Origin of the sequence: Bacteroides sp. L008 (assembly GCF_040812255.1) — a bacterium.
GTDB lineage: Bacteria > Bacteroidota > Bacteroidia > Bacteroidales > Bacteroidaceae > Bacteroides > Bacteroides vicugnae.
The window spans coordinates 3,470,202-3,487,160 of record NZ_JBFNXO010000001.1; the positions used below are offsets into that span (position 1 = coordinate 3,470,202).

The window sequence follows — 16,959 nt, forward strand, 5'->3', positions numbered from 1 at the left end:
TATGAAAACTAAACTTTTTAATATAAAACCACAGGCAATAGTCATATTGTCATATCTACTGCTAGCCTTATTTTTTGTTGGCTGCTCGGAGGATGAATGTCAATCTACACCTATCAATGCTAATGAGGAAACAGAGATTTTCATTGAAAGGCTCGAAAGCATTATTACAGATATAAAATCTTTGAGGGATGAATCCACCTATGGCGAGAAGAAAGGAGACTACCCTGAAACCAGCAAAGAGCTACTGGATAATGAAATCACCCGACTAGAGGAAGTATTAACCAAGATGAAGGAGAACTCCAAAAAGCTAACTGCCAGCGAGATGGATCGTATCATTATTGAATCTAATGAAGTGAAATCCAACTTTAAATCTACTATCCGCCTAGAAGATTATGTACCGGCTCCGGCAGAGCTATACGTTCAGGGACGTGAAGGCGGTTATATCGACTTCGGTGTCCATCCGGAATTCTCAAGATTCGGTAATGACGGACAACAGAAATTCACTGTGGAGTTCTGGCTAAAATTAGATTACATAGATCAGACGACCTATATCCTTTCCACTTTCATTGAGAATTATGCAAACGGAATCAGAAAAGGCTGGGGAGTAAACAAATGGAACGGACGCTTCCGAATGACTTACGGAACGAAAGATCTGGATTTGTTCGAACCGGGTTATAGCTTCGACGGCAACTATGACAAATGGGTACACGTCGCCATTGTCACAGACGAAACTCTAGGCGCACTGACTACCAAGATGTATCTGAACGGAAACGAAGTAGCTTCACAGCAATCTGATAAGCCGGACAGATATTACATAAGTAACGATAATGGAATTCCAATGGTAGCATTCACTCAATTAACACCGGAAGGAGTTACCAAAACGAATGAAGCAGCCAATGGTAGTATGAAACATATCCATATCTGGAGTACGGCAAAAACCGGAGAGGAAATTCAGAAGTTATACTCCGGAGAAACTGAAGTGACGGGAGAAGAACCAGACCTGATATGCGGATGGACGTTAAATTCCATACCGAAAGACAATAATAACATAAAAGATTTAACAGGAAAATATACAGCTAAGCTTATCGGAGCTTATCAATGGAACGAGATTCCAAATTAATCTGCCCACTAGAAACATAGATAAATATGAAAAAGATTTTATTTCTTTTATTTATAACAGGGTGTTCTTACTTATATGGACAGACCGGTGTTCCCACCCTTTTAAAATGCGAACATCTGGTGACCCCTTTAGGTATAGACAATAAACACCCGAGGTTATCATGGGTATTAGAAGACACGCGCCAAGGCGCGTGTCAACAAACATACCGTATTATGGTAGACACAGATTCACTCTCTCTTATAAACAATAACGGAAGAGTATGGGACACTGGAGAAGTTACTTCCGACAAAATGCAAACAGTATATGCTGGTAACGAACTGAAACCATTTACCAAATATTACTGGTGTGTCCGGATTTGCAATAAAGAAGGCGAACGTTATCAATCTGCAGTTTCGTCTTTCGAGACTGCAATGATGAATATTTCTGATTGGAACGGTGCATGGATCAGTGATGGACAATCCAAAGAATATCATCCGGCTCCCTATTTTAGAAAAGAGTTTAGTATTGGCAAAAAAATCAAATCTGCACGGGCATATATCGCAGTGGGAGGTTTGTATGAACTTTCACTCAATGGGGAGAAAGTGGGAAATCACCGTCTGGACCCAATGTTTACACGTTTTGACCGTAGAATATTATATGTGACGTATGATGTATCTGACTATATTAATCAGGGAGACAACGCTATTGGAGTCGTCCTTGGCAATGGCTGGTATAATCATCAGGCACTGGGAGTATGGAACTTCAACAATGCTCCCTGGAGAAACAGACCTACTTTCTGCCTGGACTTGAGAATCACGTATGATGACAATTCTACAGAAATCATCTCCAGCAATCTGACATGGAAAACATCGGGAGGGAAAATAACAAGGAATAACATCTATACCGGTGAAAACCAAGATGCTAATAAGGCTCAACTAGGATGGAACTCCGCAAATTTTGATGATTCGCAGTGGAACAATGTCAATCTTTGTTCTGCTCCGTCACAGAATATAGTGGCTCAACAGTTATATCCTATCCGGAATGTAGAAACAATCCCGGCACAATACATGAATAAATTGAATGATTCACTCTATGTATTCGATTTGGGAAGAAATATAGCAGGAGTTACACAACTGAAAATTGAAGGAAAAGCAGGAACGATTGTCCGGCTGATACATGCCGAACGGCTCTCACCAAACGGCAGAGTAGATTTAGGACGTATCAGCAATTTCCATCGTCCGACGGATGAAGAGGATTTATTTCAAACCGATACTTATATCCTTTCCGGAAAAGGGAAAGACACCTTTATGCCTAAATTCAATTATAAAGGATTCAGGTATGTGGAAGTGTCATGTAGTGAGCCGACGGAATTAAAGAAAGAATGCCTGACCGGTTATTTCATGCATAATGATGTACCGGAAGTAGGAAATGTAACTACCTCCGATCCAATCATTAATAAAATATGGAAGGCTACAAATGTGTCTTATCTTTCTAATTTATTCGGATATCCTACCGATTGCCCACAAAGGGAAAAGAACGGTTGGACAGGAGACGGACATCTGGGAATAGAAGCAGGATTGTATAACTATGACGCACTGACTATCTATGAAAAGTGGCTTGCAGATCATCGGGATGAACAACAACCTAACGGGGTTCTCCCTGATATTATTCCGACATCGGGATGGGGATATGGAACAGAGAACGGACTTGACTGGACAAGTACAATCGCACTTATTCCCTGGAATGTCTATTTATTCTATGGAGACAGTAAACTACTGGAAGACTGTTACGAAAACATCAAAAGGTATGTAGATTATGTAGATCGTAATAGCCCGCAATATTTAAGTGATTGGGGACGCGGAGACTGGGTACCTGTCAAAACACTATCATCCAAAGAACTAACCTCTTCCGTTTATTATTATGTAGATACCAACATATTGGCATATGCGGCCAAGCTATTCGGGAAACAGGATGACTACGAAAAATACACTACTTTAGCTGAAAATATCAAAGAAGCGATTAACAAGAAATACCTGAACCGGGACACTGGCATATATGCCGGAGGCAGTCAGACAGAATTAAGTGTTCCACTTATGTGGGGAGTGGTTCCGGAAGATATGAAAGCCAAAGTAGCCGCAAATCTTGCGAACAAAGTACAGAAAGACGGATGTCATGTAGATGTAGGAGTATTAGGTTGCAAAGCATTGTTGAATGCTTTAAGTGAGAATGGTTATGCCGATCTTGCTTTTCAGGTGGCCGCTCAAAAAGACTATCCTTCCTGGGGATGGTGGATTAGCAACGGGGCAACAGCACTCATCGAGGATTGGGATTATCAAAGAGCAGGTGAATTTTCAGATAATCACATGATGTTCGGAGAGATTGGGGCATGGTTCTATAAAGCTTTAGGAGGAATCAAACCGGACTCCAAACACCCTGGATTCAGGCATATTCTTCTTGCCCCCCATTTTGTAAAAGGGCTAACTTACGCCAACATCAGCTATCAATCACCAAGTGGTCTGATTGTTTCCAATTGGAAACGTAAAGGGAAAAAGATTATTTATGAAGTGACAATTCCTGCTAACTGTACAGCAACATTCACAATGCCTGCTAATATAAAAGACAGTCGTACAGTTGCTTTGGAACCAGGCACACATGTCTTTGAATTACAAACTACTGCAAAATGAATCAAGAGAATAATAAAGGCATGTTGATTCATGCCTTTATTATCTTATTTCCTCCCTACAGGGCGGACGCATAGTCAATGGCAATATCAAGCCAGTCTTTAAACGTGCGACTTTTATAGGCAAAGTCATTGTATGAGGTTCTGTTTTCAATCGAATTTTCGTCTCTCTGAAATTTTAAGCCTTGAGCACATAAATGGTTCGACAAAAAAAGAACACTAATACAAATAATAACAGTAAGGTATATTTGTCTATTTCACATAGATAGTTAAATAACATAGTAAAAAATACTTTTGCGATAGTTTCTTTAGCGGGGTTAATAAAAAAAGCGCCTATTAGCCATCGCATTAACCACGATTTTAACCACGACCTTAACCACGAAGCTATACTTTTGTCATGTCTCAACCCGTTGGAACATTCAACGTTGGCAACGCATGAAAACGCTGTGATTACTTCGCAAGCTATAAACTCAAAAAGAAAATTATGAAGAAATGTTGGTTATTATTTTTAGTGCTTAGCTGCACGCTTCTTGCCCAGTCCAAAGACTGGACACAATACGTTAATCCGTTAATGGGAACACAATCATTTTTTGAATTATCAACAGGTAACACCTACCCTGCCATTGCCCGCCCTTGGGGAATGAATTTCTGGACGCCACAGACCGGAAAAATGGGAGACGGATGGCAATATGTCTATACAGCCAATAAAATCCGTGGATTCAAACAAACCCATCAGCCCAGCCCATGGATAAACGATTACGGACAGTTCTCCATTATGCCGATGGTAGGTAAACCTGAATTCGACGAAGAAAAGCGGGCTAGCTGGTTCGGACACAAAGGAGAAGAAGCAACTCCTTATTACTACAAGGTGTATCTGGCCGAATACGATATTGTCACGGAGATGTCTCCTACTGAACGTGCTGTACTCTTCCGGTTCACTTTCCCGGAAAACGAACATTCGTATATTGCAGTCGATGCATTTGACAAAGGGTCTTTTATTCAGATTATCCCAGAAGAAAACAAAATTATCGGTTATAGTACACGCAATAGCGGAGGAGTTCCCGAAAACTTCAAGAACTATTTCATTATTCAATTCGATAAGCCTTTCACCTATAAAGCCACTGTGAATAATGGAAGTATTCAAGAAAATGCAACCGAACAGACTACTGACCATGCAGGAGCCATTATAGGTTTTAAAACTCAACGTGGAGAACAAGTACATGCACGCATCGCTTCTTCCTTTATCAGCTTCGAACAGGCTGCAAGGAATATGAAAGAATTAGGAAATGACAATCTGGAGCAGATAAAACAAAAAGGACAGAAAGCATGGAACCAGGTACTGGGAAAAATCGAAGTGGGAGGAGGAAATCTCGATCAATACCGCACTTTCTACTCCTGCTTATACCGTTCGTTACTTTTCCCCCGAAAATTCTACGAACTGGACGAAGCCGGAAAACCTGTTCATTACAGCCCCTATAACGGGCAAGTTCTACCGGGATATATGTTTACCGACACCGGATTTTGGGATACCTTCCGGTGTCTTTTCCCATTACTGAATCTGATGTATCCGTCGATGAATAAAGAAATGCAGGAAGGGCTCATCAATACCTACAAAGAAAGCGGATTCTTCCCCGAATGGGCCAGCCCCGGACACAGAGACTGCATGATAGGAAATAATTCGGCTTCCGTACTGGCAGATGCCTATTTAAAAGGTATTAAAGTAGAAGATGTGAAAACCTTGTACGAAGGGTTAATACATGGAACAAAAAGCGTACATCCCACCGTATCTTCCACAGGAAGACGCGGATACGAATATTATAATAAGCTAGGCTACGTCCCTTATGACGTAAAAATCAATGAAAACACTGCCAGAACTTTGGAGTATGCCTACAACGACTGGTGTATCTACCAATTAGCCAAAGAATTAAAACGACCGGAAAAAGAAATACAGCTCTTTGCCAAACGGGCGATGAACTATAAGAATGTATTCGATAAAGACTCCAAGCTCATGCGAGGAAAAAATGAAGATGGAACATTCCAATCTCCATTCTCACCATTGAAATGGGGGGATGCATTTACCGAAGGAAACAGCTGGCACTACTCATGGTCTGTATTCCACGATCCACAAGGATTAATTGACTTAATGGGAGGAAAAGATATGTTTATCACTATGCTGGATTCTGTATTCTCCGTACCTCCTGTCTTTGATGAAAGTTATTACGGGCAGGTTATTCATGAGATTCGTGAAATGACAATCATGAATATGGGGAATTACGCACATGGCAACCAACCAATCCAACACATGATCTACCTATACAACTATGCCGGTCAACCCTGGAAAGCGCAGTATTGGCTACGCCAGGTCATGGATAAAATGTACACACCGGGTCCTGACGGATATTGTGGAGATGAAGATAATGGGCAGACTTCGGCATGGTATGTTTTCTCCGCATTAGGTTTTTACCCCGTATGTCCGGGAACCGACGAATACGTCGTTGGTGCTCCTCTTTTTAAAAAAGCAACCTTACATCTTGAAAACAGTAACAGCCTCATCATCCAGGCAACCGATAACAACAAGAAGAATATGTATATTCAAACAATAAATCTGAACGGCACAGAATATAAAAAGAACTATCTACGCCATGAAGACTTATTAAAAGGAGGAAACATCAACTTCCAAATGGGAAGCCAGCCCAATTTAAGCAGAGGAACAGAAGAGGAAAGCTTTCCTTACTCCTTCTCTAAAGTCCTAAAAAAGATTCATTAAATTCATAAAAAACAAGAGACTGTTTAATTAAGTCTCATGTTGATAAGTTTGCCTCTATTATGGGAATCCATAGCAGAGGCAAATTTTATTCTTCAAGACTTATTAGAGATATTCATTAAAAGGAAAAAGTTATCTCCTTATTCATCAACGTTTCAAAATCAGGAAAAAATAGATGAACCGCAAACCATCTAGCAACATTTATGGAATTTGTCTTTTAAGAAAGAGTAACTTCTTCCAATAAGGCAAGCTCCCAACTACGCCAAACAATCGTAATTAACTTCAACCCACCTTTCGCTCTGGCTTCTGCCACCAGTTCGTCTTCGCTATAACGCAGCAACTGACCACGTGCCTCATCGGCAAGGGTACGTATTTCTTTTTCCGAAGCACCGGCTTTTGCATATTTCACCTCAAGCAGATAGGTGAAAGGAGGCAGTACGGGAACCGACGGACTAGGTCTGAAGAAGAAGTCTGCGAAGCCTTTATTCAATTCGTATTCCGGGTAGAGCTGATAATACCGATACATTCCTAAATAAGCAAGCAAGAAGCCTTTAATATGCGCTTCACCTTCAATATATTCACGAATACGGCTTTGCTCACGAACAGCGTCGGCAATAAAATCGAACAACGGTTTCCAGTCCCCTCTGAAAGCCATATTCTCAAATAAAGCACTCATCTTGTTCATATCCATTTTAAAGATACCATGCTTGACGTAGCCTTGTATCAGGAAATTAAACAGCTGCTCTCTTACAACTAAATTCGGCACATGCAAAATGGGTCTTCCCACCATATCTACACCTTTAATGGAGAGAAGCCCGAAATAGAATAGCAAAGACTTGAAGTTACTAGGATCCGTCATCTCCAATGCAGAAAAATGAGTAACGATGTCAGTAGTAATCTCTCCCTGCTCGGCTATCTCTTTTATAACGGAAAAGTTCTCTCCCAATCCGTGATCAAGTTTTATCAAGTATGTCAGTTTGTTGAAATCAGTACGGATGTTGGGGTCTACAATTTCTTTAGGCTTTTTATGATGAAGTACAAAAGATTTCAGAAAATAAAGAGTCATATCGGAATTAAACATACACTGCTCTAATGTGTCTTCACTAAAGCAATAATTGTCATAATTAGGTTTCATCATGGCAACTATTTCATCTATAGATTCTTCAAGCACTCCCTGCTCTTTATAATATATCAACATCTCACGCAACTCTTTCTCACTGAATCCGACCAAATCATTAAACCATGAATCATTTGTGATATTAGTCCCGATGTTAAAACCGCTAGTAACATCATCCATCGTCACCGGACTCACTCCTGTAATAAACAACCGTTCAAGGGCAGAGCCCGTTCCTGTTGTAGCGGATTTTATCACGTTAAAGAAGCCACGAATGAAACCTTCACCATGCGTTGCTTTTCTATAGAATTCCGTACCATAGGTTGAAAGAATGGTATTGGTGAAATTGTCATATTCATCAATAAGCAAATAAATACGAAGATTTTTCTTACGAGTAGCATAAGAACCTATTGCAGATAAAAATGCTCCGGGATCCTCTTGTATATCCTCGTTGAGAACACTCCATATTTCTTTGCCCAGCAAATATTCGTATTTGTAAACGAATTCTTGTAGTTTGTTACAGCAATGAAGTTTAAACGAACGCTCTACCTCGTTGACATTAGAACTCACTTCCGAGAAATTAAATCGCATAATGAGAAACTGATTGTGAAGCTTCGTCGGATGCTGACCTATGTATAGTTGACCAAACAACTCGTCGAACTGTTCAGCATAACTAACATCATAATAAGCCTCTAACATTGCCAAAGTCAAACTCTTACCAAATCGGCGAGGGCGAATCAGAAATAGATAAGGTGGTTGCATCTCTATTTTTTCAATGAACATTGTCTTATCCACATAATAATAATTTTCTTTCTGGATTCTACCAAAATCAGTTATTCCGTAAGGTATTTGTTTCATCATATTGCGATTCCTTTCAATTTATCTATTCTTTATTTCTGCAAACTTTCTTCAATATGCTGCAAACGACGTTCTAAAGCGGCATACTTTTCATCCTTTTCTTTTAAAAGACGCTCATAAAGTTCAGTGATTTTGTCGATAGGATTGAAGTTGTTTACTCGATTATCATTGCTACTGTCAGTATCTTCTGTATAAGATTTCACAGTACCAATACTAATCTTTGCTCCACCTGTGTTTTGTTCCGAATCATTCACCGTATTATTCTCAAACACCACCGTCTGTGCATCCTCCTCCAAAGTCTTGAGATAATCGAAAGGCACATTCAACGCCCGTGCAAAGCGTTGCAACATTTCATCATCAATCACTCTCATCTTCTCATATTTAGAAACAGCAGGCTGTGAGAGATGTACTAATTCACTCAAACCCTCCTGGTTCATATTCTTTTCAACACGGGTACGACGTATATTGCGTCCGTGATGGACTCTCCCAATAATCAATTCTTCTGTTTCCATTTTTATTTTCTTTCTTTTTAAAATCCAACAAATATACAAATGAAAAGTTTCGCTCGAAGCAAATATACGAAAAAAACGAATAGATGTGATAATATGAATAAAAGGAATATTACAACCTGACAAATAGAATAAAATGAATACTTCAAATAGCGTGTAATGTGTTAAATAATTACGAACTTTACCACACGAAAGAATAGCAAAACAAAAGAGCTGACCGACATGAAAAGAATATTAACAAACAAAGAATATAGATTCATAAAAGAGCTCAAAGGATTGATGGCTAGATACAATGTAGTAATCTCTACAGATGCACAAGGAAAAATTGAGATTGTAGTGAATGAAGACAATGAATCGTTTGACTTTGAAGCAGAAAGCACGATCTATTTAGGAGCTTGCTTTTCTAATCACGAGCTAAATGAATTACTGGAAAGAAACCTCGCACATATAAAACGAATAGAAGAGGAGTATAAAACAAACTTATAAACTAACTGATATAATCGAAAAATCATTAATCCTAATCTCTATATAAACACCCTATCAGTTCCTTTTAAACCAACGGCCTCTTCCTTTAAAAGGAACGAAGTGTTGGTTTTAAAGCAAGAAAAGCGGCTTTATTAGCGGGTATATTTGCCTGTATCATAAACTTTTTGAGCAAAAAAGCTCTTTCAAAGAAATTTTTCTCATATCTTTGCGACGTGTTAAGTTAATAAATTGATTAAGGTCGATTTTTGACTGTTTCGAATCGGGAAGTATGGGGGTACTTTCCGATTCTTTTTATATAAAACAGGTCAACTCTGAATGTTACTAATAAAAAATCCCGTTTTTTAAAAAAAACGGGATTAAATGCAAAGAAAAACAGACTCGGCTTAACCAAAGCAATAAATTAAGTCAGAGTCAGATTAGAATATACTGTGGGTTATCTCGTACCCGATGTTTCATTTTTAACACAGCGGATAGACTGCCCAAATGTCGGCAACTGATACATAAGTCCCGGATTCGGCCATTTACCCAAAAACATACTCCATACAGCATGAGGATCTTCGGCAGACGATGCAGCTATGGAAGAGGTATGGTAATAACCTGTCTGCCCAGCATACTCCAGACTACTATTCTGATTACGACGTCTTCCCGCCGAAGGAAAGAAAACAGAAGCACCATTCGACTCATTATAGACCAGAATTCCCATATACGCAGCCTGCGCATTCTCCGATGAAACACAATAAGGATAATTCCCGTCACCCGATCCCATTTTGACAGGTCGGCGGTCAAAGAAACCATCAGCATAAAAACCTATAGAGAATTTCATATGTTCTTGTGCTTCACTTGTACTATTTCTATCCTTCCAAAAGTTCTGATATCGGTCTACCTTAATTCCACCCACTCCCGCCGAACCATCATATCCTCCAATATTCGAATTCAAACCGGCATCTCCACTTAATGGATTTATAAATAAAGATTGCCGCAACTCGGAAAAAGCTATATCATCGCTATAATCCACCAAATTTGCCTTTATGACATTTTTATCGGTATCAACAATGACATGATCGCCATTCTGATCCAAATTATTGGGATACGGTCCGTTATAAGAGACTCTATCAATATACCCATCCGACGGGCGGTGATATCCTTCAGGACAAGATTCAAAAACCTCTGTGTATCCATAATCATATATAATTTCCGGTGATGAAGGAGCCGCTCCCCATACCGGTAAAAACAGCTTATACGTTTCATTGAGGAACTGTATATCTTTAATCCAATGGTCTACAGTGAGGGCAGTAGGATGATAAGCTAACCGGAAATAATCCTGATTCGCCTTCTTGGGAAGTCCCCATTGAAAGAAAGCCCCAGCCTGACTTGGATACTTTACAAACTTTGCCTGCTTATGATCCACCGGAGTATACAGGGCATTACTACCGTTATAATAGGCCGGAGAGGTCAGATTATAAGGTGATATTTTACGAGCATAATCACGGGATTTACCTTGCAATGGCCCTTTAGATATAGGGTCTGCAGTTCCCGGCCTCATAATATAATCGGGCTCTTCCCCCTGCCGGACATACAGATATTCTGCACTGTACCACACTTGATTGTCCCCTGTCCCCCATCTACCTCCATAACGTTCAATTTTAACTCTGGCATACCTTGGAGTTGTTCCCGTATTCTTCCCTTTTACACCAATACGAAAATAGACACGTCCCCTACCTTCCACATAGGTTCCTCCCTCTCCTTTATATGCATTAGGGAGCACCTGATAGTGTTCTGGATTCCCCGGATCATCCATTCCGACACGAGGGTCGAAGCTTGGAGTAGAACTCAAGACTACAAAATCACCGGATTCCACAGTCGCCTTCCAAGGAGAAATTGCTCCCAAATCTTCCGGACGCTCGCTTGCTCCCGCTATCCTAGCCTGCTGTCCGGTAATAATTCTTTCACCAACCTCATCATCTCTAAAAAAAGCACCTATGTACCCAGTTCCGTATGCATTAAATGCAAAACGTTTTCCGTCTTGAACTGTATTGACTTTTATTTCTCTTTGCAGTTTGCCACCGTCTTCGTCTTCAACAGACAAAACAATCCGATAAGTTTCCCGCGCACCCTTCACATTCTGTTCATCAAGCAACACATCCATATATCCTGTACCGGTTTGAGATGTTTTATCATAGGTGTACAGAAAACGGGAAGTGGCGTATGTGATCGTCGCCCCATTATCTTTGGTATCATTAGACTTTAATACAAGGTCATTAAATATCTTTTCTGTTTCGGCCTTAGTAGTTCCCGTAGCACCCACATACAATTCGGGTAACACTTTCACTATCGGCATATTGGAACTGAAAGAGATCCGCGCCCCATTAAAATCGGTAATACCGGTTTCCAAAGTCGATACATTCAAGACTTTGACACCTACTATGTCCCAATCTTCATCCACATCTTCCCACTTCGATGCTATTATATTCACCTGCAATGGGTCTTGTATATATCCTGTCAAGTCGAGCTTCGTATTTTTAGGCAAACTATAATTCACCGGACTCGAATTTATCTTCAATTCGCAAGACGGACTATAATTATCTACCATATCAACGGTGAAAATCACAGCCTCATCTTCGTCATTGACAGATGCCGGTTCGCTTGCCGGCAAGATAATACGGTTGACTTTCTTGCCCCATCCCCATTCGGCGGTAGCAGTGCCGTCAGCAAAATACCCCCCATCGTCGGTTAAGGTAAACTTACGTACCACATTCCGTTCAATAGCCGGACCATCATAACCTGCCGTCAAGGGAACGAGATTGGGGATATTACTGAATATTACTCCTTTAAAAACACTATTCAAGTCATCCACTGCTTTCAGTTCAACATCTACCCTCACTCCAAGTCGTTCCAAAGCCAATAGTAGCATGGACACTGTCGTACCATTTTCCAGTGTGGCCCCCTGACCATTGGAAAGTACGGTTACATTCTTTATCTCCTGCATCATCGGGATGAGTTGCTCCGATGAGAAAAAACTTGCCGGATAAGCAATATGATTCAAATCACTGTAATTACCAATAGCTTCCAACTTGGTTTTAACCGGTATATGAGGAGGTTCATTGGCCAAAAACACAAAATCATACGTTCCCGGATCAATAGGATGCCGAATGATATCTCCTGTTGATGCAGCATAAGATACATTACTAATCTTATTTCCAGTCGTCCGGTCAAATGCCAGAATACGCAGGGTGCGCACTACTCGGTCTTCCGGAGTACCCTCGTGTGTGGTTGCTCCCAGAGGTGTTATCCCTCTCACTGTCAGAAATGTCCCTTCCACAGTATTCTCGGTGAAAGTTTCATCTATACAAGAAGAAAAGACAATCAGCAATAACGCATAAAGCCAATTTCTATATATTCTATTTCCACTCTTCATCATTCATTGTTTCCTTTTACACAACATCAAATTCTCTCTCTATTCTCAATATGCAAATATCGTGAATTCGCGTAACTCTATGAATTATATCCATTTCTGATATAAGCAATAAACGTATTGAATAACAACTGATTATGCAAATCAAAGGCACATACATTGTAAAATGCAAAAAGCGTATTGACAGCGCATCAGCATTTGCGGATTTCACAAAATCCGTAAAACCCAAGTTTCGATATTCGAAATTCGCAACGAATAGATCCCTATACATCCATATACAAAAAAGCCCTTGAACAATCACGCTTCAAGGGGAGGGTATCACCTCATTGATACTATACTTTCTGAGAAGTGGAATTAAAAAAAATAGTCTGAAAACTAAGTTTTCAGACTATTCATTATATAGAAGATATGACTCTTTTATTTCTTTTCCGGTCTTGGCATCAACACTTTTCTTGAGAGTTTGAATTTACCAGTTTTCTGGTCAACATCAATCAGTTTTACTTCAATCTCATCACCTTCCTTAATTCCGGCTTCTTCTACTGTTTCCAGACGCTTCCAATCAATTTCAGAGATGTGCAGCAAACCATCCTTGCCCGGCAAGAATTCGATGAATGCACCATAAGGCATAATAGAACGAACTTTACCTTTATAAACTTCGCCCACTTCAGGAACAGCAACGATTGCTTTAATCATGCGCATTGCATTATCAATACATTTTTTGTTTGTTCCGGAAACTTCGATGCGTCCCATACCATCAATTTCTTCGATAGTAATCACAGCACCTGTTTCTTCCTGCATACCTTGGATGATCTTTCCACCAGGACCGATCACAGCACCGATAAATTCTTTAGGAATTGTCATCGTTTCAATGCGTGGAGCATGTTCTTTCAGGTCGGCACGTGGTTCAGCGATTGTTTCAGTAATCTTACCCAGGATGTGCATACGTCCTTCTTTTGCCTGATTCAAAGCACGTTCCAGAATTTCGTAAGACAGACCGTCTACCTTGATATCCATCTGAGTAGCCGTAATACCATCTTTTGTTCCTGTTACTTTGAAGTCCATATCACCCAAGTGGTCTTCGTCACCCAGAATATCAGACAATACAGCATATTTCTCTTCGCCCGGATTCTTAATCAATCCCATAGCGATACCTGATACCGGTTTCTTGATCTTCACACCAGCATCCATCAATGCCAATGTTCCGGCACATACAGTAGCCATAGAAGAAGAACCGTTAGATTCGAGAATATCTGAAACCACACGTACTACATACGGATAGTCAGCAGGAATCTGTCCTTTCAAAGCACGCCAAGCCAAGTGACCGTGACCGATTTCGCGACGGCCTACACCACGTTGTGCTTTTGCTTCGCCTGTAGAGAAAGGAGGGAAATTATAATGTAACAAGAAACGTTCTTTTCCGTGTTCCAAAACATCGTCAATGATCTTCTCATCCAGTTTGGTACCCAGAGTAACGGAAGTCAGTGATTGTGTTTCACCACGAGTAAAGATAGCAGATCCGTGAGGACCAGGCAGAGGACCAACCTCACACCAGATCGGGCGGATTTCAGTAGTCTTACGACCATCCAAACGCTTACCTTCGTCAAGGATAGAACGGCGCATTGCTTCTTTTTCTACATCGTGGTAGTAGCGGTCGATCAACGCACCCTTTTCGTCCAACTCTTCTTCAGAGAATTGAGCTTTAAATTCTTCACGGATAGCTTCGAAAGCAGCAAAACGTTCGTGTTTGTTATTGTTTCCGGAAGCGGCAACAGCATAAGCTTTTTCGTAACATGCTTCACGAACAGCCTTGCGCAAATCTTCGTCGTTCACTTCATGGTTGTATTCACGTTTCACTGTTTTTCCAACCTCTTCAGTCAACTCCATCTGAGCTTTACAATGAACCTTGATAGCTTCATGAGCTACTTTCATTGCTTCCAGCAATTCAGCTTCGGATACTTCGTGCATTTCACCTTCTACCATCATGATATTCTCATAAGTAGCGGCTACCATCAGATCCATATCAGCTTTTTCCAGTTGTTCAAAAGTAGGATTGATAACGAACTGACCGTCGATACGTGCTACACGTACTTCAGAAATCGGTCCGTTGAAAGGAATATCTGAAACGGCAAGTGCTGCAGAAGCGGCAAGTCCTGCCAATGCATCCGGCATATCCACACCATCAGCAGAAAAGAGGATGATGTTTACATATACCTCTGCGTGATAATTATCGGGGAATAAAGGACGGAGAGCACGGTCGACAAGACGGCAAGTCAAAATCTCATAATCAGAAGCTCTACCTTCTCGCTTGGTGAAACCACCGGGGAAACGGCCGAATGCCGCAAATTTTTCTTTGTACTCTACCTGTAAAGGCATAAAATCTGTTCCGGGAACTGCATCTTTAGCGGCACAAACAGTAGCTAACAACATGGTATTTCCCATGCGGAGCATTACAGAACCGTCTGCCTGTTTTGCCAACTTTCCCGTCTCGAGTGTGATGGTTCTTCCATCAGGTAACTCGATTGTCTTAACAATTGGGTTAATCATAAAAATTGTTTTATCTATACTTTTTCTTTCAAAATTCCTGCAAAGATATACATTTATCGTGGTAATCAGGTGGAAATGAGGTAAAAAGTTAGTGGTGAACTGATTTTTTTTCAAAATTAGGATGAAGAACACAGCAAAATGCTTTGACTAATCTCGAAAAGAAGTATATTTGCATCTCGTTAATAACACACACTATATGAAAAAGGTTACTTTTGCAGCGCTCGCCGCACTTACTATTACTGCTTGTAGTTCCGGCCCTAAATTCCAGGTGAACGGGGATGTATCAGGAGCCGACGGTAAAATGCTTTATCTCGAAGCTTCCGGTCTGGAAGGTATTGTTCCGCTCGATTCAGTAAAGCTGAAAGGGGAAGGCACATTCAGTTTCAAGCAGCCTCGTCCTGAGTCACCCGAATTTTACCGTTTGCGGATTGACGACAAAATCATCAATTTTTCTGTAGATTCTATCGAAACGATCCAGATCAAAGCTCCGTATGTGGACTTCTCTACTGCTTATGCGGTGGAAGGTTCGGAAAACAGCAATAAAATCAAAGAACTGACGTTGAAGCAGATCCGCCTTCAAAAAGAGGTGGACGATTTGCTGGCATCCTTGCGCAGCAACAGGATAGGGCACGATGTGTTCGAAGATAGCTTGGCAACATTGCTCAACAACTATAAGGAAGATGTCAAGGTGAACTATATTTTCGCTGCTCCCAACACGGCTGCGGCTTACTTTGCCCTGTTCCAGAAGCTCAATAATTATCTGATATTCGATCCGTTGAACAATAAAGACGATGTGAAATGTTTCGCTGCTGTTGCTACGAGCCTCAACAACTCGTTCCCTCATGCGGTACGTTCCAAAAACCTTTATAATATTGTAATCAAAGGAATGAAGAACACGCGCCAACCGCAAACGAAAGCACTGGAAATTCCACAGGATAAGATCGTAGAAACCGGCATCATCGACATTGCCTTGCGTGATGTGAAAGGAAATGTGCGCAAGCTGACCGACCTGAAAGGCAAAGTCGTTTTGCTTGATTTCTCTGTGTTCCAGTCACCTGCCGGAGCTCCTCACAACCTGATGCTTCGCGAACTATATAATACATACGCTAAAGAAGGACTGGAAATATACCAGGTATCTCTCGACGCGGACGAACACTACTGGAAAACAGCGGCAGACAACCTTCCATGGGTCTGTGTGCGCGATGGAAACGGAGTTTACTCTACCAACGTAGCTGTATATAATGTTCGTCAGGTTCCATCTATCTTTTTGATTAATCGTAACAACGAATTGAAGCTTCGTGGCGAAGATATTAAGGATTTGGAAGCAGCTGTCAAGTCATTACTCTAAGTTGTTATAATTTAGCATATTTCTTTTAAATATGTTACATAGCATCTTTTTTCACTTGACACGTATCACATAAAAAGCTATCTTTGCAAAGAAATAATGAAAAGAGGGTTCCAACATGGCTCATGTTGGAATTCTTTTTTGTTTA

General features: G+C 40.7%; 9 protein-coding genes. 5 read left to right on the forward strand and 4 right to left on the reverse strand.

Annotation, left to right across the window (positions count from 1 at the left end; all coding sequences use genetic code 11):
* Position 1 precedes the first annotated feature (1 nt).
* From AB3G73_RS13895 to AB3G73_RS13905, 3 genes are all read left to right on the forward strand, one after another.
* The gene (locus AB3G73_RS13895; protein WP_234133706.1) at positions 2–1,120 is read left to right on the forward strand and encodes a DUF4972 domain-containing protein; all 1,119 of its coding nucleotides are present in this window, start codon (positions 2–4) and stop codon (positions 1,118–1,120) included.
* Between the two features lie 26 nt (positions 1,121–1,146).
* Positions 1,147–3,783, forward strand: a complete 2,637-nt coding sequence (locus tag AB3G73_RS13900; protein WP_259021628.1) for an alpha-L-rhamnosidase — start codon at positions 1,147–1,149, stop codon at positions 3,781–3,783.
* 480 nt (positions 3,784–4,263) lie between these two features.
* Positions 4,264–6,546 carry a GH92 family glycosyl hydrolase gene (locus AB3G73_RS13905; protein WP_367745137.1) on the forward strand — a complete coding sequence of 761 codons (2,283 nt, stop codon included), beginning with the start codon at positions 4,264–4,266 and terminating at the stop codon, positions 6,544–6,546.
* Positions 6,547–6,760: 214 nt separating this feature from the next.
* Here AB3G73_RS13905 and AB3G73_RS13910 read toward each other — a convergent pair whose 3' ends face one another.
* Both AB3G73_RS13910 and AB3G73_RS13915 read right to left on the reverse strand, forming a co-directional pair.
* Positions 6,761–8,518 carry an ATP-binding protein gene (locus tag AB3G73_RS13910; RefSeq protein ID WP_234133709.1) on the reverse strand — a complete coding sequence of 586 codons (1,758 nt, stop codon included), beginning with the start codon at positions 8,516–8,518 and terminating at the stop codon, positions 6,761–6,763.
* 29 nt (positions 8,519–8,547) lie between these two features.
* Positions 8,548–9,027 (reverse strand): helix-turn-helix domain-containing protein, encoded by a 480-nt coding sequence (locus AB3G73_RS13915; RefSeq protein WP_217722348.1) that lies wholly within the window; start codon positions 9,025–9,027, stop codon positions 8,548–8,550.
* Between the two features lie 219 nt (positions 9,028–9,246).
* Here AB3G73_RS13915 and AB3G73_RS13920 point away from each other — a divergent pair, with 219 nt between their 5' ends.
* Complete coding sequence (locus AB3G73_RS13920; protein ID WP_148367054.1) at positions 9,247–9,510, forward strand: hypothetical protein; 264 nt, start codon at positions 9,247–9,249, stop codon at positions 9,508–9,510.
* A 433-nt stretch (positions 9,511–9,943) separates the two neighbouring features.
* Here AB3G73_RS13920 and AB3G73_RS13925 read toward each other — a convergent pair whose 3' ends face one another.
* Both AB3G73_RS13925 and pnp read right to left on the reverse strand, forming a co-directional pair.
* On the reverse strand, positions 9,944–12,928 hold the full coding sequence (locus tag AB3G73_RS13925; RefSeq protein WP_367745138.1) for a hypothetical protein: 2,985 nt from the start codon (positions 12,926–12,928) through the stop codon (positions 9,944–9,946).
* 411 nt (positions 12,929–13,339) lie between these two features.
* Entirely contained in the window at positions 13,340–15,466 is a 2,127-nt protein-coding gene (pnp, locus tag AB3G73_RS13930) for a polyribonucleotide nucleotidyltransferase (protein WP_004323285.1), read from the reverse strand.
* Positions 15,467–15,662: 196 nt separating this feature from the next.
* Here pnp and AB3G73_RS13935 point away from each other — a divergent pair, with 196 nt between their 5' ends.
* Entirely contained in the window at positions 15,663–16,814 is a 1,152-nt protein-coding gene (locus tag AB3G73_RS13935) for a DUF4369 domain-containing protein (protein ID WP_074636488.1), read from the forward strand.
* The last annotated feature ends 145 nt before the right edge of the window (positions 16,815–16,959 follow it).

Bases quoted from the DNA above. Each gene is read 5' to 3' on its own strand.
- AB3G73_RS13895 (WP_234133706.1), top strand. From the start codon at position 2: ATGAAAACTAAACTTTTTAATATAAAACCACAGGCAATAGTCATATTG.
- AB3G73_RS13900 (WP_259021628.1), top strand. From the start codon at position 1,147: ATGAAAAAGATTTTATTTCTTTTATTTATAACAGGGTGTTCTTACTTA.
- AB3G73_RS13905 (WP_367745137.1), top strand. From the start codon at position 4,264: ATGAAGAAATGTTGGTTATTATTTTTAGTGCTTAGCTGCACGCTTCTT.
- AB3G73_RS13910 (WP_234133709.1), bottom strand. From the start codon at position 8,518: ATGATGAAACAAATACCTTACGGAATAACTGATTTTGGTAGAATCCAG.
- AB3G73_RS13915 (WP_217722348.1), bottom strand. From the start codon at position 9,027: ATGGAAACAGAAGAATTGATTATTGGGAGAGTCCATCACGGACGCAAT.
- AB3G73_RS13920 (WP_148367054.1), top strand. From the start codon at position 9,247: ATGAAAAGAATATTAACAAACAAAGAATATAGATTCATAAAAGAGCTC.
- AB3G73_RS13925 (WP_367745138.1), bottom strand. From the start codon at position 12,928: ATGATGAAGAGTGGAAATAGAATATATAGAAATTGGCTTTATGCGTTA.
- pnp (WP_004323285.1), bottom strand. From the start codon at position 15,466: ATGATTAACCCAATTGTTAAGACAATCGAGTTACCTGATGGAAGAACC.
- AB3G73_RS13935 (WP_074636488.1), top strand. From the start codon at position 15,663: ATGAAAAAGGTTACTTTTGCAGCGCTCGCCGCACTTACTATTACTGCT.